Raw genomic sequence first — 22,367 nt, 5'->3', positions numbered from 1 at the left:
TATGTAAAAACGAAACACCTATGACAGCAATTAAAAAAATTAAACAACTCGGTTTTCAGTGGGAAACACAAGATCCTTTTCTTTTTTGCGCATATCATCTAGATAATTACCCGAAAGGTAATGAGCAGCTAGGTCCAGCTGCATCACTACAAGGTCGTAATCTAGGAATGGATTTTGAACCCAACGCAGAGGGATGGAATATGTATCACGGCACGACAGTACCGGGATTTCCTGCGCATCCTCATCGCGGTTTTGAGACTGTAACTATTGTAGAGCGAGGTCTCGCAGACCATAGTGATTCTCTAGGAGCTGCTGGGCGTTTTGGAAATGGAGATGTACAGTGGATGACCGCTGGTAAAGGCGTACAGCATAGCGAGATGTTTCCGCTACTGAATGATGATAAAGAAAATCCGCTGTTATTATTTCAACTCTGGCTCAACCTTCCTAAAAAGAATAAGCTGGTTGATCCACATTTTAAAATGCTGTGGAAAGAAGACATTCCTATTCATTACTTACAAGACGACGATGGAAAAAGTACAAGCATAAAACTCATATCTGGAGATTACAATGATACAAAAGCTCCCGATGCTGCTCCAGATTCTTGGGCTATGGATGCTAGTAATCACGTAGCCATCTGGCTCATTACTATGGAACCAAGCGCTGTCTGGAAATTACCTTCGGCAGCTGCACAGCTAAATAGATCTCTATATTTTTTTAGCGGAGAAAAAGTAACTATAGAAGGTAATCAGATACCAGTTAATCACAGTCTTGATCTTTTAAGTGATCAAGAGCTTGAGATAAAAAACGGCAATACCACTGCAAGTTTCTTACTATTACAAGGAAAACCTATCAATGAGCCAGTTGCTCAACAAGGACCTTTTGTAATGAATAGCCCTCAAGAAATTCATGAAGCCATCACCGAATTTAGAAAGACGGCTTTTGGTGGCTGGCCTTGGAGTTCTTATGGTCATACACACCCTAAAGAACGTGGCCGTTTTGCCCTGCATGCAGATGGTCGCGAAGAGATTAAGTAAGATCTATCACATTTTCGCGAAAGCGTTACACAAAAAAAACACCTCGCCTTTTACAGACGAGGTGTTTAATTTTTAACCTATAGTGTGGGTAAACTATAGCTCTTAGTACATAGCTCTTAATGCAGTAACATCATTTGAGCTGAATTCACCATCCTCATTGTTTGAGAAACAAGCTTGCATGATAGAGTCAAAATCTCTTGTTGGAGTCCCAGGTAATTGTATTGCTCCTGTAGATCCAGCAGACTCACCTCCACCGCTTCCACAGCTCGCGCGATCATAGTAATCAGAGTGACGGAAACCTATAGAGTGACCTATCTCGTGTGTAATTACGTGCTCATTTACGTTTGTAGATGATCCCTCAAGACCATAAATCTGTACAAACTTGTTAGGAAGTCCTTGTGCACTTGGAAAACCAGCTACACCTCCACTTTGACCAGGATTATTCGCAGTGTTATCATACACTACCATATCACTGTTATTGAAGTTAGTCCCAAAAGTAAGACGGAAGCGTAAAGCAGAACCAGAAATACGGTTAAAGTTTGCTACAGCCCACTCTAATGCAGTACGCCCTTTTGTAGAAAGTCCGAAGTTGTCATTACCAGTATATCCTATGATATCTATGGTTCTGTTTGCTCCAGTCACAAGGTTGTTTGTTCTAAACTGTCTTGTATCTTGGTTTACTGTCATTTCATCGAGTTCCTTTGCTGTCACAACAATATCTTCACCTATGTAAATACGTTGCTGTACTGTACCATCAGGAAGATGAAAATCCCCTTTTGTTACTGCACCTGCATCAAGCTTAAGATCTTCTCTAATTTTGCCTAGAACACCTGCATCTGTTACAGCCTCTCTAGTGTCAGCTACAAACTCTTCGGTTACTAAGTCGTTCTCGATAGCTTCTTCTGTTTCTTTTTCACATGATGTGAACGTTATAGCCATCAAAGCGATAGCCATTGCACTAAATTTGAATTGATTTTTCATTTGGATTGTTTAATTAAGGGTTAACGTTTCGTCCAAAATTAACTCATTTTAACATAACAAATACATTAATTACAACACTACAACGTTTTCGTAAACATTTTTATCAAATCAACATATTAAACACCTAAATATCCACAAAGTGATAAAGGAAATCCTTTATAGGGCATTAACGCTCTGACCAACAATAGATTAAAATTTTGTAGGATAAGTATTACTAATATTTTTTTTAACAATCATCAACCAAAATACACAAATCACCCCACATTTTTACATTAAAAATCCTCAACAACTTATCAATTATTGAGGATTTCGCAATCAATTTAACGATAATTGAATAAACAAACTCTTATATTAACTATTGAGTAGTATAATCATCAAAGTCCAAAGGATCAAAATTTTTAAAATGACCATTAAGAGCTATGAGTCGTTTTGTTCTATTTACAGACTTTAGTGTAGGCAACGCTATCTCTAGGTGCTCTATGAGATATTGTAACCTATTATTCTCGGAAGTTATTTTTAATAACTCATACTCTTGTTCTAAAGTCAATCCCATCTTATGAGCAAATGTAAAACTTCGTATGTTGTTCTCGTTGATTTCTGGAGTTTTCATATCAAGCTCATCGTAAAAATCAGCTAGCAATGTAATAAACCTTATTTTACGTGAGGATGTTGGCTCTTGACGCTCTTCTATGAATGTAACCTCTCCTCCAGCATATAAACGTTCTCCTAACGTATTATAAAAATTCATAAGCTTAAAAACCCTTAAACCTTTACAGATAATATCTGCAGCTCCAGAAGGATAACGTTTTACAACCTGTGTAACTTCCATTTCTGTACCATAAGCAAGGCTATTATTTATATAAGTGGGAATACCAAAGGTGATTCCTCCAGATTCACAATCTTGTAGTAATTGCTGGTACCTATCTTCAAACACATGTAAATTGAGCGGCTCACCTGGAAAGGCTACCATTTCTAGCGGGAACATGGGGAGTATTGCTGTAGTCATAACTTAATTTTGGCTATGAAAAATACAAAAGCTTCTGCTTACTGTTATATAATGAACAATTTTTAACCTTATTGTTCAACATTTATAGACATTGTATCTTATGAATTTACAAAACTCTTCTAATTTTGCTTTAAATACGTTAAGATGAAAAACAGAGATCTTTTAAACGTGGTTAACACCCACGGAAGTCCAGTTTATGTGTACGATGCAGAGACTATTACCGCACAATATAATAGACTTACTAATGCATTTAAGGATGTAAAACAGTTAAGACTTAACTATGCCGTAAAAGCTTTAAGCAACATTTCTATATTACAGCATTTAAAGAGCTTGGGTTCTGGACTAGACACGGTTTCTATTCAAGAAGTACAACTAGGACTTCTAGCTGGCTTTACACCAGATCGTATCATCTTTACACCTAATGGTGTATCGCTTGCAGAGATAGAGGAAGTAGCACAAATGGGTGTTCAAATCAATATAGATAACCTTTCTATACTAGAACAGTTTGGGACGAAGCATCCTCAAATACCTGTGTGTATCCGCGTGAATCCTCACGTGATGGCAGGAGGAAACACCAATATTTCTGTAGGACACATTGATAGCAAGTTTGGGATAAGTATCCACCAACTACCGCATGTACTGCGTATTGTGGAAAATACCGGAATGAATATCAATGGAATTCACATGCACACCGGAAGTGACATTCTCGATATTGATGTATTTGTATATGCGACTGAAATATTATTTGATGCGGCACAAAAATTCAGCGACCTTACTTTTATTGACTTCGGTAGCGGTTTTAAAGTACCCTATAAAGAAGGAGACATTGAGACTAACATAGAGGAACTAGGAGAGAAATTAGGGAAACGTTTTAACGCTTTCGCGAAAGCGTACGGAAAACCCCTAACTCTTACCTTTGAACCTGGTAAATTCCTTGTAAGCGAGGCAGGTAAATTTCTTGTACAAGTAAATGTGGTAAAACAAACAACCTCAACAGTATTTGCTCAAGTGGATAGCGGGTTCAACCACTTAATACGACCTATGCTTTATGGAAGCCAGCATGAAATACATAATATAAGTAACCCAAAAGGGCGAGAACGCTTTTACAGTGTTGTAGGATATATCTGTGAGACAGATACTTTTGCAAACAACCGTCGCATCTCAGAAATTTCTGAAGGTGACATTCTTGCCTTTGATAATGCCGGTGCATATTGCTTTACGATGGCGAGTAATTATAACAGCCGCTATAGACCTGCAGAGGTGTTGATCAAAAATGGCGAAGCACATTTAATACGTAAACGAGAAACCTTTGAAGATCTCATAAGTAACCAAGTTATTCTTAAAGAATAACTACACTTAAAACTATCACAAAGACCAGCAAACAGCTGGTCTTTTTTATGAATACTGAGTACATTTATACTATGAAATATTGGGTATTTATAGCAGTAATATTTGCAAGTTGTAGCAATCCTATCGAGACAGCATTAAGCTCAAAAAATGAGCTTATAAAAACCGTTGTAAGCGATATTAAAAAACACGAAGTACAAATACTGTATACACAAATCGATACGTCTAATACTGGTGAGATGGTATTTACAGATTATGAGTATAACGTAGACAGTAACCAATATTTTTACCCTGCAAGCACGGTAAAATTCCCTGTAGCACTACTAGCTGCAGAGTTTATGGATGTACGTGAGAACCTACATCTTGACACACCATATATTATAGGTGATGACGACAACTTGCATACAGTGTCTGACGATATTAGACAGATTTTTGCAGTAAGTGATAATGATTCCTACAACAGGCTTTATGAGATTTTAGGTAGAGATTATATTAATAAGCGCTTACGCGAAAAAGGACTAAACAACACCCGTGTCGCCCATAGATTATCTACGCCAAATGCTGATAAAGCTAGCAGGAGCAATATTCAATTCTTTCCAGGATATACAGAAGACGTAATTGAATTAAAAAATCAAACAGATAGCGACATCACACCAATTACCATAGAAGGTACCGACAAAGGCAAAGGATATATAGAAGATGGGGTTTTTGAAGAATCTCCAATGAATTTTAGTAAGAAAAACTACTTCCCGCTTAAAGAGCAGCATGTACTAATCAAAAAGCTTATAGCCCCAGAAGTCTTTCCCGAAGTAGAACGATTTGACCTCTCCGAAGAAAGTAGAACTCGCTTACTATCTGCAATGAAAGCAATACCTAGGGAGGCAAAATATACCTCGCCAGCGTATTATGACAGTTATGTCAAGTTTTTCATATATGGAGATTCAAAAAATCCTATGCCTAGTAATATCAAAATTTATAATAAAGTGGGGTATGCGTATGGAACGCTTACAGAGACTGCATACATTGTTGACACAGAGAATGACATACGCTTTATACTCTCTGCAACTATTTTAGTAAATGAGAACGCAATTTACAATGATGATACCTATGAGTATGAAAATATAGGTATCCCCTTTCTCGCGCAACTAGGTCGTGAGTTCTATAAACAAGAAAAAGAGCGCAGGGAATAAAGCACCTTAGATGTAAATTTTGTTACTTCGCAGCACTATCAAGGCAATGCCTTAAATTGACAGCAAATTAATTTGCTTTTACAACCTATAAATCGAGTACTGTGAGCTTAAGAGAACTTAATAAACGCACCACTATTTGCGAACTATGCAGCAATGAATACGATCTTTCTCCATTTAGCGTGGAACCAAGAGAAGATGATATTCTAGCCTGTAAAACATGTATTAACCAGATCAATAATCCAGAGGAAGTAGATGTAAACCACTGGAGATGTCTTAATGATAGCATGTGGAGCACAGAACCTGCAGTACAAGTTGTAGCGTGGCGTATGCTTACAAGACTACGCAAAGAAGGATGGCCACAAGATCTTCTCGACATGATGTATCTAGAAGAAGAAACGTTAGAGTGGGCAAAAGCTACAGGAGAGCACATAGAAGAAGATGAAAACACGATTATTCATAAAGACTCCAATGGAACGAGGCTGGCCAACGGTGATAGCGTAGTGCTCATTAAAGATCTAGATGTAAAGGGAGCCAACTTTACTGCAAAACGTGGAGAGTTTATGCGTAATATTAATCTTGTACATGATAATCCTGAGCACATAGAAGGACGCATTCAAGGACAGCAGGTTGTTATAGTTACTCAATACGTAAAGAAGAGCAACTAGACTATGACTAATTACTCTACCAGTTGTCAAAATTGAGTAAAGCGTTCTTTGCTTCAGTATATTCTGTTATCATATCTGACACTATTTGCCCCGCTGGTTTTATATCATGTATAAGCCCAGAAATCTGACCTATTTCTAGTTCGCCGTCCTCAAGATCTCCCTCAAACATACCTCGCTTTGCACGTGCACGTCCTAATAATTGTGACAACTGCTCCTTTGATGGTGCCGTAGTATATAATTCTGCTACCTGCTCATAAAATTTGTTTTTTATGAGTCTTACAGGCGCAAGTTCTTTAAGTGTTAATACAGTATCTCCCTCTTGTGTATCTACTATTGCTTGTTTAAATAATTGATGAGCACTAGATTCTTCACTTGCGGCAAAACGACTTCCTACTTGCACACCGTCTGCACCTAATGTCATTGCTGCAAGCATACCTCTACCTGTTGCAATACCACCCGCCGCAATAAGAGGGATATCTAACTTTTCTTTTACCATTGGTATTAGCGTGAATGTTGTAGTCTCCTCTCTACCATTGTGACCTCCAGCTTCAAAACCTTCGGCTACTACTGCGTCCACTCCTGCTTCTTGTGATTTTAAAGCAAACTTTACACTACTTACTACGTGCACCACTTTTATTCCGTGCTTCTTTAATTCTTTAGTCCATAGTTTTGGATTACCGGCGCTCGTGAAGACAATAGGAACTTTATAATCTACTACCGTTTTCATGTGCTCTTCTATGTTAGGATATAACATAGGTATATTGACCCCAAAAGGCTTATCAGTAGCTTTTTTACATTTCTCAACGTGCTCCACTAGTACCTCTGGATACATAGAAGCTGCTCCTATTAACCCTAGACCTCCAGCATTACTCACAGCACTTGCAAGACGCCAGCCAGAGTTCCATATCATTCCACCTTGTACTAGTGGATACTTAACGTTAAATAGGGATGTAATTCTATTCATTATGCTTTTATAAATTTTTGAGTAACGATTGAAGTTCCATCGTTTATTTGAATGAGATAAACTCCTTTTTTAAGTGTTGAGATAGGAAGTGCATTTACTTGTTGCGACATACGTTTGGTTGTGATCTTCTTACCTAAAATATCAAAAATGGTCACTTCAACTTGAGTTACTTCCTTAGGCAATACTAATACTGCGATCTCAGATGCTGGATTAGGTAAAATTTGATAGTCTTTAAACTCTTGAGCTTCATTAAACGTTGCAGTATTTAAAACCTCTTCTAATGCTGCACCAAAATCTGGTATACCATACCCTAACTGCACAGTAGGATTATCATAAATACTAGCACTCTCCCGAACGAGCTGCATTATAACGGCATTTGTAAGCTCTGGATTTGCCTGCCAAAAGCTAGCCATTGCTCCAGCCATTATTGGCGAACTAAAGCTTGTACCATTATTTGTAGTAATGTTATCGTTTTGATCTATAACTGCACTACCCGCTCCCTTTGCTACTACGTCTGGCTTTATCCTGCCATCACTTGACGGTCCTATACTACTAAAACTAGCATAATTACCACTAGCATTTACAGCACCTACTGTAAATGAACCTACAGCATCTGCCGGCGCGCTTATCATTCCTGTACCACTATTTCCAGCACTAGTAACCACGAGCATTCCTTTTTCAAAAGCAAGTGTAGCGCCTCTAGAAATGAAAGTAGTCTCACCATCCATGTCATCGTAGCTATAGTCATAATCAGAATTATCAAAAGTTCTATATCCTAGTGATGTATTTATTACATCTACTCCTAGACTATCTGCTCTTTCTGCAGCTTCCACCCAATAAGATTCTTCTACTGGATTCTCACTTGCCACATCTTCTGTTCTAAAACAGTAAATAGCAGCATCTGGAGCTGTGCCTACAAATTGATTTTCTATAAAACCTACAATGTCACTTGCTACTCTAGTGCCGTGGCTACTGTTTGAAAATTCAAACTCATCGTTATTTCTCCCCACAAAATCATAACCATCTAGCAAGTTTCCTGCATTTCTCAATCGTGAGAATCCTTCATTATTATTAACTCCTGGGAAACCAGAATCCATAATTGCAATTACCATTCCTGCGCCCGTAAAATCTTGCTCATGCAACTCATCTACAGAGAGCATAGTCACTTGATTATCTGTTGCTCCGTAATTAAATGTAACTCGTGATTGTGGAGCTAAAGGATCACCTTTTAAAAACTCAAATGGAGTGGCTTGTCTTGTTATACTTCGATCTGCATACTCTATATAATCTACAATTTGCAATGCTTCTAAAGCTTCAATTTGCGCTAGTGAACCCCTTACGTGGACACAGTTCATCCATTTAGATTTTGCTAATACAGTTATACCAGGCTCAGATTTAATTTGAGTGATATAATTTTCATTTACGGGCACATCACGTTCATCTATAGCTACACCGTGTAGTTCTTTTCGGTCTAGCGCATCTTGTGTGAGTATAGAAATAGGATTATCAAGGCTTGCCGCAACGTTTTCTTTATCTACAAAAAATACCCAAGCATCCTGCTGGGCATTTCCATAAGCCGTCATAAGTAGGAGTACTAGAAGTAGTTTTATATTCATAAGCAAGAAGTTAAGCTCCGTAAGATGAGTACGTAAGTTACGAAATAACTCCAGAACCTAAGCACTCTTCTCCATGATGCCATGCCACAAACTGACCTTCGGCAATTGCGGTTTGAGGATTGTCAAAAATTACATACATGCCACCTTCTACTCTATAAAGTGTCGCCCTTTCTAGTGGCTGTCTATAGCGTATTCTTGCCTCAACTTCCATAGTTTCGTCTACTGCAAGCGTGAGATCCTCACGTATCCAGTGTATTTCTTCTTCTTTTACAAAGAGTCCTTTTCGGTATAATCCTCTGTGATTTTTTCCTTGGCCTGTGTAAATCACATTTTCATTTACGTCGGTATCTATTACAAAAAGTGGCTCTACGGTTCCGCCTACTGCGAGTCCCTTACGCTGACCAATTGTAAAGTAATGTGCTCCTTGGTGCTTTCCTACCACCTTTCCTTCGGCAACGCTATATGTTGGTTTTTTTACTAGGTTTTCTAAGTCCGCTTTCGCGAAAGCGTTACTAGCCTCCATACCACCTGCAACTTCAGGAATAGTATCTTCCATCACCTCAACAATCACACCTTCCTTAGGTTTTAATTGTTGTTGTAAAAAGTCTGGTAATCGTACCTTCCCTATAAAACAAAGTCCTTGAGAATCTTTCTTCCCAGCAGTTACGAGATCTTGCTCTAAGGCAATCTCGCGCACCTTAGGTTTTTGTAAATGACCTATAGGAAATAATGTCTTTGCCAATTGCTCTTGTGATAGCTGGCATAAAAAATATGATTGATCTTTATTATCGTCTGCTCCGGCTTTAAGCTGATATATTGTCTTACCGTCTACTTCAATCGAAGTCATTTGACAGTAATGTCCTGTCGCTACATAATCTGCTCCGAGAGAAAGTGCAATTTTCATAAACACATCAAACTTAATCTCGCGATTACAAAGGACATCGGGATTAGGGGTGCGTCCCATCTCATATTCTTTAAACATGTAATTAACAATACGCTCTCTGTATTGCTCGCTTAAATCTACTGTTTGAAAAGGAATTCCCAATTTTTCAGCAACGAGCATTGCGTCATTGCTATCATCTAGCCATGGACATTCGTCAGATATCGTTACAGAATCATCGTGCCAGTTCTTCATAAAAAGACCGATCACGTTGTATCCTTGTTCCTTTAATAAGTGAGCCGTAACACTACTATCTACTCCACCACTAAGACCTACTACTACCGTTTTCATTTTCTGATATATGTTTGCAAAACATCGGCTAATTATAGCTTCACTTTGCTATTTTAAGAGCTATTATTCTTGCTCATAATTGAGGATGCAAATTTACACAATAAGAGTGCATTTTTTCACATAAGAAGTAGTTGATATTTATAGAGAAAACTTACACTAAGATTACTGAACTCCTATCTTGTTACGAGGGTATTTAATTTCTTTATCTACCCTATCACCTTTATAATACTTCCAGAGACCGTGCTTACGATTATTCTTGTAAGTACCCTCTACTTCTAGTTGTCCAAAACCATTGTATAATCGTACTGCCCCTTCTAGTTTGTCATTTACATACTGTAATTCTTTAAGTACTTTCTTTTCTTCTGAGTAATAAGTGGCTTTCCCTTCTTTTAAACCTTTCTTATAAAATACTTGCTGAGCCAGTAAGCCATTCATAAAATAAACAGATCGTTCTCCTTCTAATTTGCCGTTTTCATAATTCTCTTTTATCATTATTGATTTTCCATCTTGATGATATGACAACCACTCTCCTATGCGTTCTCTCTTATTCATCTTCCCTTTACTTACCATCATTCCATCGGTTGTAAAAAAGGTTACGTCTATATAAGGTGAATCTGGCGTATATACTTTTACAGCAGTGGGATGACCTCCTTTACTATCATAAAAATTGAAGGTACCTACTTCTTGACCATGACTAAAAGCTCCAGTATATCGCAATTGCTTTTCATTATCAAAAGTTTTCTGCCATAGGCCGTGGCGCTTACCATCTTCATCAAATTGATTATAGCTTTGTGCTACGCTCAACTGCTGATATTGAGCCATTAGAATTATTAAAACAATTGTTAATCTTGACATTTTAACTATTTATTAGGAGATTATTTTGTCTACTCATTTTAATTTTACGTTAAACAAAATCAAAAACTACATTTTTATGAAAAATCTAATGAGTATCACAAAATTAGCGTTTATTGCATTAACGCTATTAGTTACAATTTCTTGTAACGATGACGATGATAATGGAAACATTATAGAAGGAGAAAGCAACACCATTGCAGACTTTGTAGCAGGTAATGAAAACTATAGTTCTTTACTAGCCGCTTTACAACGCACCAATCTCGACGCCACACTAGCAGGAAGCGGAACATTTACTGTATTTGCACCTGATAACGCAGCTTTTGAAACATTTTTAAATGGAGCTGCTCTTGAGGAAGTAGATGATGCGGTATTAACTCAAGTACTATTAAACCATGTTCTTAACTCGACTGTAACTTCTAGCGAACTATCAACTGGATACGTAAGTAATCTAGCTACTGAGCCTTCTTCTAACGCAAACATAAGTCTATATGTAGACACAACAGATGGTGTTGTACTTAATGGACAATCTACAGTAACAACTGCAGATATCGTAACGGATAACGGCGTAATACATGCTGTAGATACCGTGATTGATTTACCAACCATCGTAACATTTGCAACTACAAATCCTGCATTAACATCACTAGTTGCCGCTCTTACAGATGAAGGAAATACAACTTTTACAGATCTATTAAGTGATACAGATGCAGACTTTACAGTATTTGCACCTACTAATGACGCCTTTGCAACATTTTTAGGTGATAACACCCTTGCAGATGTAGATAATGGCGTGCTTGCACAAGTATTATCAAACCACGTAGTACCGGGAGCTGTTGCAATTTCTACAACATTAAGTAATGGATATGTAAATACAGCTGCTACTTTTGAAGGAAATGAAGATGCGCCTATAAGTCTTTATGTAAATACAGATGATGGGGTAACACTTAACGGAACTTCAAATGTAATTATAGCAGATATTGTAACTGTAAATGGAGTGATTCATGTAGTTGACACCGTAATAGGACTTCCAGATATCACGACATTTGCCACTGCAGATCCTAATTTTTCTACACTTGTTGCAGCATTAACTGCAGACGAATCTTTTGAATATGTAGCTGCATTGCAAACTCCTTTTGGAACATCACCAGCACCATTCACAGTATTTGCACCTACTAATGATGCCTTTACAGATTTACTAGCAGACCTAGAATTAGAGAGTTTATCAGATATTCCTACAGAGACACTTGCTGCGACCTTAGAACTGCATGTGATTCCTAATGCAAATGTAAGAGCAGAAGACCTTGCAGATCTTGATGGTACTGCAGTAACTCCATTAGGAGGAGCAGATGTGACTATACAAGCAGATCCTGCAGCGGTTATTGACCCAGATGGCGATGCAAACCCAATTGTCGCTACAAATGTACAAGCTACAAATGGTGTAATACATGCTGTAAGTAGAGTGCTAAGAGACTTATAAAAGAGATTCTTACCCAACTATTTAAAATCTCCCCTGCAATTTATTGTAGTGGAGATTTTTTTGATATTACATTATAAAAAAACCTCCCATCTTTTTTTGAGATGGGAGGTTTTAAGTATTACACTTTCGCGAAAGCGTGCTTTTTATACTTAATCTAAATGACCGTATTTGCTAGAATAATCAAGCATTTGCTTCTCAAAGCTTTCTGGTTGCTCTATAGTAAAGCCAGTAATTTCCTCACCTTCCATTTGCGGAACGATTACAGGGTTTACAAAACCACTGTATGGAGCACTTTTGAATTGGCTATTACGAGCCAGCACTTCCTTGTGTATGTCTTGATCTACAATCACCCCATAATTTTCAACAAGTGCCTTTGCAGCTTCATAATCACCTTCTGAAGTAATGCGCTGTGTCTCTCTTAGTAATTCTCCAAAGATTGCACGAAGCTTCTTGTAATCTGTGATATTAAAGTAAGTCTTACCATCACGAGTTACTTTCTCAATTACATTCTCATTTGCACCACGCTCAAAAGCCCAAGCACTAACCCACTGGCGATTTACCATGTGTGCTTCTTCTACATTATCTCCTAATTCAAGACGTATAAGCTGTGTCATCAATCCGTTGCGGATGTAACCATCGTAAGCAGCCATTCCTGTTTTTTCCCAGTCTTCTACCAGTCCTATTTCTTGAAGTTTTGGATCCATAAGGTAATACAGCCCAAAAAGATCTGCGCGACCTTCTTCTATCGTAGACTTATAACGTTTAAGAGTTTCCTTAGGAGTTCCCACTCCTTTGTTAATCTGTCCAGAGGCATGACCTACTACTTCATGTAAAGCTGTGTGAAGCTTATCTCCTAATTGTCCATATGCTTCTTCTAGCTCAACTTCCTCTGCATCATGAGCAAACTCTTTAAGACGTCCAGATCCACCAGCATTGTTGTAAGCATTGATTATGTTACCTAGAGAAACTGATTTACTACCATGCGTCTGGCGTATCCAGTTATTGTTAGGCAAGTTTACACCTATAGGTGTAGATGGTGAGGCATCTCCCGCTTCTCCTGCTACAATCACTGTTTTGTAAGAAACTCCTTTTACTTCCTTCTTCTTATGCTCTGGCATTAATGGTGAGTTGTCTTCAAACCATTGTGCATCTACAGATAGTGCTGCCATCTTTTTTGACATGTCAAAATCTTTAATTTGAACTACAGTTTCATAAGAACCTTTATACCCTTTAGGGTCATTGTAGACTTCTATAAATCCGTTAATCCAATCTATATTTCCTTCTGTAGACTTTGCCCACGCGATGCAGTAATCATCCCAAGTATCAAGGCTTCCCGTCTTGTAATATTCAATAAGCAGTCCTAAAGCTTTTCCTTGCTGCTCATTTTCGGCAACGGTTTGTGCTTTTTCTAACCAACCGATTATATTATCTATAGCCTCGCCATATAATCCTCCACTCTTGTAAACTTGTTCTACTAGTTTTCCGTTTTCTTTTACAAGGCGTGTATTGAGTCCTTTTTCTATAGGCTCATTTTCATCTACTTTAATTGCATCATAAAATGCTTCTGCTTCTGCTGTAGTTACGTCTGGACCATAAAAGTTAATCGCGCTTTCAAGTACGATATCAACATCTTTGGCTAGGTTTACTTTCTTACTGTCCTTATTATTAAAGAGTACTTCAAAAGCTTCTCCTTCTAGTGTTGCTCCGCTTTCGGCAAGTAATTGTTTTAAGTAATCTTGAGAAAAATCTGGCTTCATCTTAGCATTGCTGTAATGGTGGTGTATACCGTTTGCAAACCATACTCGCTTCATGAATGTTTCAAACTGCTCCCACTCTTCTCCTGTTTTTGCAACCTTGTCAGACGTATAAATCGTCTCTAGCGCATTCCTAATCTCAAGATTATGACGGTAGTTTTGAGCCCACATAATATCACGACCTGCAAGTCCCGCTTGTGTCATATAATAAACCAGCTTTTGCTCCTTAAGTGTTAGGTCTTCAAAACCTGGAATTTGGTAACGTAATATCTTAATATCGGCAAACTGGCCAACTGTAAAATCAAAATCTGCGGTTGTTGTTTCCGCTTTCGCGAAAGTGTTATCATCCTTATTTTCTTCTCCACATCCTACTGCGAGAATCGCTGCAATTGCTAGCGCGTATAATCCTTTGTGACTCATAAGTTATTTAATAATTTGTGCACGTAAATATAGCAAAATTCCACACGATGAATTTTGTTATCTTTACTGCACAACCAAACCATCACCAATGAAATTTTTAAAATTTTTACTCTTCGTTATTCTTATTGTTGTTATTGCTGGAGCAATATACTTTGGCACTCAAGATGGCACTTATCAAATAGAAGCTTCTAGAGAGATTAATGCGCCAAGAGAGGTGGTTTACGATATTGTAAACGAGTACAAAACATGGGAAGAATGGGGCCCTTGGAAGAAGGAAGAGCCTACTATGGTTTTTAATTATGCTGATAAAACATCTGGTGAAGGGGCTTCATACAGCTGGCAAGGTGAAGTGGACGGAAGCATGACTACTACAGAAGCTGTTCCTGGCATTTCACTAAAACAAGATATGACGCTGCAAACACCAGGAGGTGAACGCAAACCTGAGGTGTACTGGACATTTGAAACTACAGAACAACTTGCTACCATAGCAACATGGGGAATCAAAGGTGAGCATACGCTCATGGATAAAGTATATTTTGCCTTTACAGGAATGGACTTTGAAGCGGATATGCAAGAAATGTATGAGCAAGGGCTTACTGGTCTTGAAGCAGCTGCTCGTGAAGAAATAGGAAAATACAACGTTAATATAGATGGAATCACGCAATACAGTGGTGGTTTTTATCTTTACAGAACTACTTCTGCCAAAGCTCCTTCTGTACCTACTATCATGTCTCAAAATTATAACGGCATCTCTACATTTATGTCTGAAAATAATATTGCAGTAACTGGAATGCCTTTTACTATTTATAATGAGACATTCCCCAACGGTGATGTTATTATGACAAATGCATTACCTGTGCGTGAAAAAATTATTGTAGCTGGAGATACAAACGTTTTTAGCGGATATATGCCTACAGTGACTGCGGTAAAAGTAACTCTAGTGGGTAACTATATAAATCTAGGAGAGGCATGGAGCACTGCTATGAAACATGTGCAGGACAAAGGATATACACTTTCTAAAGAAAAGCCTTTTGAGGTTTATGTAACAGACCCTCAAGATCATCCTAACCCTGCAGATTGGATTACAGAAATTTATGTGCCAATTGAAGATTTAAAATAAGCTCCCTTGAAAACTCTAATACTCGTTTTTATAGGTGGTGGTACTGGAAGTATTGCAAGATACCTTTTAGGGAAGTTTATAAATGACCCTAGTTCTGGCATACCCTACGGCACCTTTGCTGCAAATATTATAGGTAGCTTGTTGATAGGTATTATCTTAGGATGGGCTCTTAAAAACAACACACTTAATAGTAACACTACATTATTACTAGCAACAGGTTTTTGCGGAGGTTTTACCACCTTTTCTACCTTTGCATATGAAAATCACGTGCTTCTAAAATCTGGGGATTTTATGACATTTGCATTGTATGCCATTGCAAGTTTTGCACTTGGTATTCTTGCAGTGTTTGGAGGAATTGAGCTAGGAAAGAGTTTTTAAAATATCCAACTTTTGACTTTTAAGTATATCAACTATACTTTGATTCTCTTTTTCATCTCCTCTACGATATTAAAAGCAGCTGGACACATCTTTACGTTTTCCATAGTAAGCTTAGAAATTTGCTGAAATTTCTTTCTATCCGTATGTGGAAATTCTCTACATGCCTTAGGTCTCACATCATAGATAGAGCAGTAGTTATCTGCCCCTAAGAATGTGCATGGTGTTTCTTGTAGCACGTAATCCTTCTCTTCATCAATACGTAAATACGTTTTAATAAAGTCAAATTCCTTCATACGGAAGTGTTTTGAGATACGCTGGATATCCTTGTCTGTAAAGAGCGGTCCTGTTGTCTTACAACAGTTTGCACACGTAAGGCAATCTGTTCTTACAAACTCATCTTCATGCAGTTCTTGCATGATGTAGTCCAAGTTTTTTGGAGGTTTACTGCGCAGCTTTGCAAAGAACTTTTTATTCTCATTCTGCTTATCTTTGGCCAGCTGCGGGAGGGCTTTAATAAAATCTTCCATGGCGCAAAGGTAATCATAAAGCTATGGCAAAAGAGGTAGATATTTTTGGGGCAGCACTCCAAGATTTTATTGATAACAAGTACACAGAAGATATCGTGGTGCACTCCTCTATTGCAGAAGATGATATAATCCCTATTCCATATTTATTCAGGCCATTTGAAGAAATGCCAGTGATAGAGCAACGAGCATTATCACTTTCTAAGGGAACTATACTCGACATAGGAAGTGGCGCGGGCAGTCATAGTTTATGGTTACAAGAGCAAGGACTTGATGTTACTGGAATAGATATTAGTGAGGGAGCTGTTACGCTTTCGCGAAAGCGTGGTTTAAAAAAAGCTGTACACTCTAATATTCTCGAACATAAAGGCACCTACGACACACTTTTATTACTCATGAATGGTACTGGAATTTTTGAGCGAATATCAAAAATAGACGATTACTTAAAGCACCTTAAAACATTACTTAATAAAGATGGTCAGATTCTTATAGATGGATCAGATATTGCATTTATGTTTGAAGACGAAGATGGCGGCTTCTGGATGGATACACATCGTGACTACTATGGAGAGGTGATGTACTCGATGAGCTATAAAGGCGAGCAGAGCTCTAGCTTTGACTGGCTTTACCTAGACTATGAAAGACTTGCATGGTATGCACAAAAAAATGAGCTCAATTGTGAGCTCATTTTAGAAGGTGATCATTATGAATATTTAGCCAAACTTACGCTTACATAGTATATCCTTTTTCGGCAAGTTTATCTACCATCATTCTGTATAAATCTCTACTCCAGATTTCTGATATTTCTCCTATGTTCTGAGCAATATCTGGCTCTACAGTTAAGATCTTTTGACCTGTAGGTGTGTTGTAAAAAACTGCAATTTCCTTTTGTTGCTCGTAATTTAGTGCTGTTTTATCCGTAAGTGTCTGGCGGCCTGCATCGGTTTCATAAAAAGCAAGCATATTCTGTATATCCTCTTGATTATAGCTTCCTCTATAAGCAGAGACAAGCATATTTAAGACGCGATCAACTTGTTTAGGTGTTTCTGTTTTTAACTCGTTCCACACTGCCTCTGGAACATTCTTGCTAGCATATTGATTTTTCAATAAATCAAAAAGACCTTTTGTGGCATTACTATACTGATCTGCAGTGCCATTCACTTGAAAATACCTTAGAACTTCTTCGTGATATGTTTTCTCTTGTGCATATCCAGATAAAGAAGTAAGTAGAAATAACGCTATATATAATTTTTTCATCATTTTTGCTGTTCAATTTAGAGCATAAATATAGAACATAATACACATGAAATCATTGAAACAGCTTGCATTTTTGATACTATCACTTCTTTTTGTTTTAAGTTGTGATGATGATGACCCTACCACCATATCATCTGATCCAGTAGAAAATGCTGCTAATAAGCAACCGCTAGGAACCTCTGCAAATGAATTATTATCAAGTGACGAGTTTACTAGCGTACGAGTAGAAATAGCCTATCCAGAAGGCTTTAGACCAACGAATAACACTATAAATTTACTAATACCATTTTTAGAAGAGAGACTCAATAAACCAGATGGCATTACACTTGTAGAATCTACAATTATAACAAATAAAGAGGGTCCTTATGACATAAACGATATCGTCGCCATAGAAGATGCTAATAGATCTGTTTTTAACAATGGTGATGAGATGGGTGTATGGTTATTCTTTTCTGATGAAAGCAACCCTACTGATACTGATACTTCTGTCGTATTAGGAACAGCATATAGAAACACATCTATGGTCATTTATGAAAAAACTCTGATGGACATAAGTGAGAACACAATAACCCCAGGAAATAGAACAGCCATTGAGACAGGAACAATTCGTCATGAGTTTGGTCATATTTTTGGCTTGGTAAATGGTGGAACACCGCTTACATCAGATCATCAAGATGAAGAAAATGGTAGACATTGTGATGTAGAAGACTGCTTAATGTATTTTCAAACTGTAACATCGATCTTTAATACTAGCAACACAGATTCATTACCCGATTTTGACACGTTATGCATTCAAGATTTACAAGCAAATGGAGGGTTATAAAAATTTATTCTAACAATTAAAAAAGGGATTGACTTGCGTCAATTCCTTTTTTAATACAATTCAATTTCATCAAATTAGTCTTCTACAAAAGGTACTTCTTCAAGCTCTAATGTATCTGTATATTTCATAAGATACACCGCGTTATTTGAAAATCCACCTTTTGCTCTAGAGCTATACTTAAACTTGTTTTCTACATAATCTGTCTCCACACCGGTAGCTGCCGCAGCATATAAATCTGATGAGTATGCTAGACGCAGTAAAGTATCATACATCAAATCATATCCCTTTATGGCAGATTCGCTTGGACTCACTCCATACATGGTTTCATAACTATCAATAAATGCTTTTGCTTGACTGTACTTATATTCTTTCTCGGCAGATGGAAAATGAAAAGCAAGATTCTTTAGGTGATCATGTTGTATCTCATCACTTTCATAAGCATTACCCCTATCAGTAGTAAACATCACTACCTTCATAGTACCTAACTGCCCATTAAGACTTGTGGTTACACTACTAATCAAAGGAACATCATTAGTCTCTACAATCACCCAGTTTTCTAGTTCGCTAGAAAGCTGTGCTGGGATATCTCCTGGATACAAGAAATATCCTTTATCGTTAGAACGAGGTGTTACCGTCTTTAGATTAGGAAAAATTGCCTTTATCTTTGATAATGTAGCACTATTTTTCTTGTCTGCTATTACAACGATATTTTTGCCTACCCCATTAGCTTTTAAGTAAGAAAGCATCTTTTTACTTAACAAATTATCTTCTGGTCTTGATACAAAAACGTTATTTCCACCAGCTACTTTGTTAGACATAGGTGAGATTACTGGTATCTTACGTGCATTAAGTAGTGAAGACGCTCTGTCTATATTATTACCTAGAAGCGGACCTATTACTGCATTAACACCAGAAAAATCATTGGACTGAATAATCGTTTCTACTTTACGTGCATTTGTTGCCGCGCCATCTTTGCTATTGTATGATGTGTCATAAGTATCAACAATTGTGGTTATACCAGCTTTTTTAGCATCTTGTACTGCCATAAGCATTCCACTATATAAATCTAGTGATAGTCTAAGTACACGATCATTTCTAAGTAGATTTTCATTTACTTCGGCATTACCAGCATTTGCACGCCCCACACCAAATGGAAGCATTATAGCTACACGTTTAGGAGAGAAATCCGTTAATTGATTAACCAGAGATCCTTTTTCACCTTCTAGAATAGTAACGTCAGGATTTCCTTGGTTTTCTGCAACAGCTTGCGTTGGGGTACCAGAACCTGGGCTTCCCTTAGGCACTTTGAGGATCATTCCTTCCTTAAGACCTTCGTCTAATGCTGGATTTAGTGCGATTAACTCATCTGCCTCTAGCTTAAAAATGCGTAATAAACTGTACAAAGTGTTTCCTTTTTGCACTTCATAAAAGGCATATTCATCATTATCTATGATGGTGCTTTTTGCAAAATTTGCTTTAGGAACTTTAAGCTCATCGCCTATTTTAAGTCCATCTCTAAGTGATGGATTTGTACTCTCAAGCTCTGCTATAGTAATTCCATACTTTCTAGCGATACCGTATTTAGTCTCTTTTGCAATTACATTGTGCGTTATATACGCTACTTGCGTTTGCGGCACATTTACTACTGCATCTGTAACACTATTTTCGCTATAGTTGACAGGTATACGAAGTTTATCACCTTTTCGTAACACTTCGCTATATAAAGACTTATTAAAACGTTTTATCACTTCTTGAGAAACACCATACTTTTTAGAGATGCTATAAAGTGTTTCCTTGCGTTTCACCTTGTGTATTTTAAACTTTAGGTTATCCTGAGTAACACTATCTGACTTTCTATCAGCAGTTGCTGTAGATGGTAAAATTAACACCAATCCTTCGTAAACCTCCTCACGAGCGTCTGGATTGAGCTTAGTAATTTCTGTTTCGGTAATACCAAACTTATAGGCTATGTCCTTGAGAGTTTCTCCAGCTTTCACTTGATGAGAAACAAACTTTTGAACAGTCGCAGTATTGCTAGCTATTGTAGCTGCTGGTGTTGAGCACGCTTTCGCGAAAGCGCTAAAAACAACTATCGCAATTACAGTAATATATTTATTCATAGTTAAAATTTATTCCCACTCAATTGTAGCGGGTGGCTTAGAACTTATATCATAGACTACTCTATTAACGCCTTTTACCTTATTAATTATATCGTTAGACACTTTTTGTAAAAATTCATAAGGAAGATTTACCCAATCTGCGGTCATTCCATCTGTACTCTCCACAGCTCTAAGTGCAACGCATTTTTCATAAGTGCGCTCATCACCCATCACTCCAACAGAGTTTACAGGTAATAACATCGCTCCTGCTTGCCATACTTGATCGTATAATCCCCAATCGCGAAGACCACTTATAAATATATGATCTACTTCTTGTAAAATGCGCACTTTCTCGGCAGTAATATCACCTAGAATTCTAATCGCAAGTCCAGGACCAGGGAATGGATGTCTACCTAGTAACTCAGGTGATAATCCCATACTCGCTCCTACTCTACGAACTTCGTCTTTAAATAACATTCTCAAAGGCTCTACAACCTTAAGCGTCATATAATCTGGTAATCCTCCCACATTGTGGTGAGATTTTATAGTTGCACTTGGTCCTCCTGTTGCACTTACAGATTCAATAACGTCTGGGTAGATAGTACCTTGACCAAGCCACTTTGCATTTTCTACAAGTTTACTTTCGTCATCAAATACTTCTACAAAAACGCGTCCTATAGCTTTACGCTTAGTCTCTGGATCACTCTCACCTTTTAGGGCTTCCAAGAAACGTGCCGAAGCATCTACACCTTTTACATTAAGACCCATACCTTCGTACTGTTTAAGCACTTGCGTATACTCGTCCTTACGTAACAATCCATTATTTACAAAAATGCAGTAAAGATTTCTTCCTATAGCTTTATGAAGTAATGTAGCGGCTACTGTGCTATCAACACCGCCAGAGAGTCCTAGAATAACGCGATCATCACCTAGCTTTGCTTTTAGATCTGCAACCGTAGTATCTACAAAGGCATCAGGCGTCCATGTTTGTTCAACTCCTGCAATTTTCACTAAGAAGTTTTCTAAAATCTGCTTTCCGTCTGTAGAGTGATATACTTCTGGGTGAAACTGTATCCCATAAGTTTCTTCTCCCTCTAGTTTGTATCCAGCGTTTTCTACATCGTGTGTAGATGCGATACGTTTTGCTCCTTCTGGTAATTTCTTTATGGTATCACTATGACTCATCCATACCTGACTTCCTACAGAAACACCTTCTAAAAAAAGTTCTCCTTCGTCTACTACAGAGAGTTTTGCTCGTCCATACTCACGAGTACTAGACTGTCCTACCTCACCATCATAAAAGTGAGCTAGGTATTGCGCTCCGTAACAAACTCCTAGAAGAGGTTTTTTACCTTTTATTTCTGAAAGATCTGGATGCGGTGCATCTTCTCCTCTTACAGAATGCGGTGATCCCGAAAGGATTACAGCCTTATAAGAAGAAAGATCTTTGGGTGGATTATTAAATGGTTTTATCTCGCAGTATATATTTAATTCTCGCACTCTACGTGCTATTAACTGCGTGTATTGAGACCCGAAGTCTAATATGAGGACGTTATTTTGCATAGACAAAAATAGCATAATTTGATAGAGTTCCTATAAAGACAAAAGCAGAAATATTTGGATTTT

20 protein-coding genes are annotated in these 22,367 nt (G+C 37.7%); 9 read left to right on the top strand and 11 right to left on the bottom strand.

Going from position 1 to position 22,367, the window contains the following annotated elements; translation table 11 throughout:
* Positions 1-20: 20 nt before the first annotated feature.
* Entirely contained in the window at positions 21-1,034 is a 1,014-nt protein-coding gene (locus tag JM84_RS08205) for a pirin family protein (RefSeq protein ID WP_144783665.1), read from the top strand.
* Positions 1,035-1,136: 102 nt separating this feature from the next.
* Here JM84_RS08205 and JM84_RS08200 read toward each other — a convergent pair whose 3' ends face one another.
* Complete coding sequence (locus tag JM84_RS08200) at positions 1,137-2,015, bottom strand: zinc-dependent metalloprotease (RefSeq protein WP_013749517.1); 879 nt, start codon at positions 2,013-2,015, stop codon at positions 1,137-1,139.
* 355 nt (positions 2,016-2,370) lie between these two features.
* Positions 2,371-3,021, bottom strand: coding sequence for an LON peptidase substrate-binding domain-containing protein (locus JM84_RS08195; RefSeq protein WP_144783663.1), 651 nt, complete (start codon positions 3,019-3,021; stop codon positions 2,371-2,373).
* A gap of 144 nt (positions 3,022-3,165) precedes the next feature.
* On the opposite strand from JM84_RS08195, the gene lysA reads away from it, so the two are divergent.
* From lysA to JM84_RS08180, 3 genes are all read left to right on the top strand, one after another.
* The gene (gene lysA, locus JM84_RS08190; RefSeq protein ID WP_144783661.1) at positions 3,166-4,371 is read left to right on the top strand and encodes a diaminopimelate decarboxylase; all 1,206 of its coding nucleotides are present in this window, start codon (positions 3,166-3,168) and stop codon (positions 4,369-4,371) included.
* Between the two features lie 71 nt (positions 4,372-4,442).
* On the top strand, positions 4,443-5,558 hold the full coding sequence (locus JM84_RS08185; RefSeq protein ID WP_186439108.1) for a serine hydrolase: 1,116 nt from the start codon (positions 4,443-4,445) through the stop codon (positions 5,556-5,558).
* Between the two features lie 101 nt (positions 5,559-5,659).
* Entirely contained in the window at positions 5,660-6,223 is a 564-nt protein-coding gene (locus tag JM84_RS08180) for a PhnA domain-containing protein (RefSeq protein ID WP_144783658.1), read from the top strand.
* A gap of 16 nt (positions 6,224-6,239) precedes the next feature.
* Here JM84_RS08180 and JM84_RS08175 read toward each other — a convergent pair whose 3' ends face one another.
* The 4 genes from JM84_RS08175 to JM84_RS08160 all read right to left on the bottom strand — a co-directional run bounded on the left by JM84_RS08175 (position 6,240) and on the right by JM84_RS08160 (position 10,889).
* A complete protein-coding gene (locus JM84_RS08175; protein ID WP_144783656.1) occupies positions 6,240-7,187 on the bottom strand; it encodes an NAD(P)H-dependent flavin oxidoreductase in 948 nt (315 codons plus the stop codon).
* Positions 7,187-8,803, bottom strand: a complete 1,617-nt coding sequence (locus tag JM84_RS08170; RefSeq protein WP_261375714.1) for a S8 family serine peptidase — start codon at positions 8,801-8,803, stop codon at positions 7,187-7,189. The genes JM84_RS08175 and JM84_RS08170 overlap by 1 nt, the downstream gene beginning before the upstream one ends.
* A 37-nt stretch (positions 8,804-8,840) precedes the next feature.
* Positions 8,841-10,034: a tRNA 2-thiouridine(34) synthase MnmA gene (mnmA, locus tag JM84_RS08165; RefSeq protein ID WP_144783655.1), complete on the bottom strand. Its 1,194-nt coding sequence runs from the start codon at positions 10,032-10,034 to the stop codon at positions 8,841-8,843.
* A 162-nt stretch (positions 10,035-10,196) separates the two neighbouring features.
* On the bottom strand, positions 10,197-10,889 hold the full coding sequence (locus tag JM84_RS08160; protein ID WP_144783653.1) for a toxin-antitoxin system YwqK family antitoxin: 693 nt from the start codon (positions 10,887-10,889) through the stop codon (positions 10,197-10,199).
* Positions 10,890-10,965: 76 nt separating this feature from the next.
* Here JM84_RS08160 and JM84_RS08155 point away from each other — a divergent pair, with 76 nt between their 5' ends.
* Positions 10,966-12,366, top strand: coding sequence for a fasciclin domain-containing protein (locus JM84_RS08155; protein ID WP_144783650.1), 1,401 nt, complete (start codon positions 10,966-10,968; stop codon positions 12,364-12,366).
* A 149-nt stretch (positions 12,367-12,515) separates the two neighbouring features.
* Here the strand turns inward: JM84_RS08155 and JM84_RS08150 are convergent, their stop codons facing one another.
* A complete protein-coding gene (locus JM84_RS08150) occupies positions 12,516-14,540 on the bottom strand; it encodes a dipeptidyl-peptidase 3 family protein (RefSeq protein ID WP_144783647.1) in 2,025 nt (674 codons plus the stop codon).
* 88 nt (positions 14,541-14,628) lie between these two features.
* On the opposite strand from JM84_RS08150, the gene JM84_RS08145 reads away from it, so the two are divergent.
* On the top strand, positions 14,629-15,660 hold the full coding sequence (locus tag JM84_RS08145) for an SRPBCC family protein (protein ID WP_144783644.1): 1,032 nt from the start codon (positions 14,629-14,631) through the stop codon (positions 15,658-15,660).
* Between the two features lie 6 nt (positions 15,661-15,666).
* The gene (gene crcB / locus JM84_RS08140) at positions 15,667-16,038 is read left to right on the top strand and encodes a fluoride efflux transporter CrcB (RefSeq protein WP_144783641.1); all 372 of its coding nucleotides are present in this window, start codon (positions 15,667-15,669) and stop codon (positions 16,036-16,038) included.
* A 32-nt stretch (positions 16,039-16,070) separates the two neighbouring features.
* Here crcB and JM84_RS08135 read toward each other — a convergent pair whose 3' ends face one another.
* On the bottom strand, positions 16,071-16,565 hold the full coding sequence (locus JM84_RS08135) for a YkgJ family cysteine cluster protein (protein WP_144783639.1): 495 nt from the start codon (positions 16,563-16,565) through the stop codon (positions 16,071-16,073).
* 23 nt (positions 16,566-16,588) lie between these two features.
* Between JM84_RS08135 and JM84_RS08130 the strand changes: the two genes are divergently transcribed.
* On the top strand, positions 16,589-17,299 hold the full coding sequence (locus tag JM84_RS08130) for a class I SAM-dependent methyltransferase (RefSeq protein WP_144783636.1): 711 nt from the start codon (positions 16,589-16,591) through the stop codon (positions 17,297-17,299).
* Here JM84_RS08130 and JM84_RS08125 read toward each other — a convergent pair.
* Positions 17,292-17,822, bottom strand: coding sequence for a DUF2059 domain-containing protein (locus tag JM84_RS08125; protein WP_144783633.1), 531 nt, complete (start codon positions 17,820-17,822; stop codon positions 17,292-17,294). The two genes, JM84_RS08130 and JM84_RS08125, sit on opposite strands and share 8 nt — an antisense overlap.
* Positions 17,823-17,865: 43 nt before the next feature.
* On the opposite strand from JM84_RS08125, the gene JM84_RS08120 reads away from it, so the two are divergent.
* Complete coding sequence (locus JM84_RS08120; RefSeq protein ID WP_144783631.1) at positions 17,866-18,642, top strand: hypothetical protein; 777 nt, start codon at positions 17,866-17,868, stop codon at positions 18,640-18,642.
* A 74-nt stretch (positions 18,643-18,716) separates the two neighbouring features.
* Here JM84_RS08120 and JM84_RS08115 read toward each other — a convergent pair whose 3' ends face one another.
* Together JM84_RS08115 and guaA are read right to left on the bottom strand one after the other, a co-directional pair.
* A complete protein-coding gene (locus JM84_RS08115; protein ID WP_144783628.1) occupies positions 18,717-20,762 on the bottom strand; it encodes a LysM peptidoglycan-binding domain-containing protein in 2,046 nt (681 codons plus the stop codon).
* A gap of 9 nt (positions 20,763-20,771) precedes the next feature.
* Positions 20,772-22,304 (bottom strand): glutamine-hydrolyzing GMP synthase, encoded by a 1,533-nt coding sequence (gene guaA, locus JM84_RS08110; RefSeq protein ID WP_144783624.1) that lies wholly within the window; start codon positions 22,302-22,304, stop codon positions 20,772-20,774.
* Between the last annotated feature and the right edge of the window lie 63 nt (positions 22,305-22,367).

The organism is Dokdonia sp. Hel_I_63, assembly GCF_007827285.1.
GTDB lineage: Bacteria > Bacteroidota > Bacteroidia > Flavobacteriales > Flavobacteriaceae > Dokdonia.
The sequence above is the reverse complement of the archived record's forward strand: the minus strand, read 5'-3'. Positions and strand labels throughout refer to the sequence as shown.

Bases quoted from the DNA above. Each gene is read 5' to 3' on its own strand.
- JM84_RS08120 (WP_144783631.1), top strand. From the start codon at position 17,866: ATGAAATCATTGAAACAGCTTGCATTTTTGATACTATCACTTCTTTTT.
- JM84_RS08195 (WP_144783663.1), bottom strand. From the start codon at position 3,021: ATGACTACAGCAATACTCCCCATGTTCCCGCTAGAAATGGTAGCCTTT.
- JM84_RS08175 (WP_144783656.1), bottom strand. From the start codon at position 7,187: ATGAATAGAATTACATCCCTATTTAACGTTAAGTATCCACTAGTACAA.
- lysA (WP_144783661.1), top strand. From the start codon at position 3,166: ATGAAAAACAGAGATCTTTTAAACGTGGTTAACACCCACGGAAGTCCA.
- JM84_RS08125 (WP_144783633.1), bottom strand. From the start codon at position 17,822: ATGATGAAAAAATTATATATAGCGTTATTTCTACTTACTTCTTTATCT.
- JM84_RS08170 (WP_261375714.1), bottom strand. From the start codon at position 8,803: ATGAATATAAAACTACTTCTAGTACTCCTACTTATGACGGCTTATGGA.
- JM84_RS08160 (WP_144783653.1), bottom strand. From the start codon at position 10,889: ATGTCAAGATTAACAATTGTTTTAATAATTCTAATGGCTCAATATCAG.
- JM84_RS08130 (WP_144783636.1), top strand. From the start codon at position 16,589: ATGGCAAAAGAGGTAGATATTTTTGGGGCAGCACTCCAAGATTTTATT.
- mnmA (WP_144783655.1), bottom strand. From the start codon at position 10,034: ATGAAAACGGTAGTAGTAGGTCTTAGTGGTGGAGTAGATAGTAGTGTT.
- JM84_RS08150 (WP_144783647.1), bottom strand. From the start codon at position 14,540: ATGAGTCACAAAGGATTATACGCGCTAGCAATTGCAGCGATTCTCGCA.
- JM84_RS08200 (WP_013749517.1), bottom strand. From the start codon at position 2,015: ATGAAAAATCAATTCAAATTTAGTGCAATGGCTATCGCTTTGATGGCT.
- JM84_RS08155 (WP_144783650.1), top strand. From the start codon at position 10,966: ATGAAAAATCTAATGAGTATCACAAAATTAGCGTTTATTGCATTAACG.
- guaA (WP_144783624.1), bottom strand. From the start codon at position 22,304: ATGCAAAATAACGTCCTCATATTAGACTTCGGGTCTCAATACACGCAG.
- JM84_RS08185 (WP_186439108.1), top strand. From the start codon at position 4,443: ATGAAATATTGGGTATTTATAGCAGTAATATTTGCAAGTTGTAGCAAT.
- JM84_RS08115 (WP_144783628.1), bottom strand. From the start codon at position 20,762: ATGAATAAATATATTACTGTAATTGCGATAGTTGTTTTTAGCGCTTTC.
- JM84_RS08145 (WP_144783644.1), top strand. From the start codon at position 14,629: ATGAAATTTTTAAAATTTTTACTCTTCGTTATTCTTATTGTTGTTATT.
- JM84_RS08205 (WP_144783665.1), top strand. From the start codon at position 21: ATGACAGCAATTAAAAAAATTAAACAACTCGGTTTTCAGTGGGAAACA.
- JM84_RS08135 (WP_144783639.1), bottom strand. From the start codon at position 16,565: ATGGAAGATTTTATTAAAGCCCTCCCGCAGCTGGCCAAAGATAAGCAG.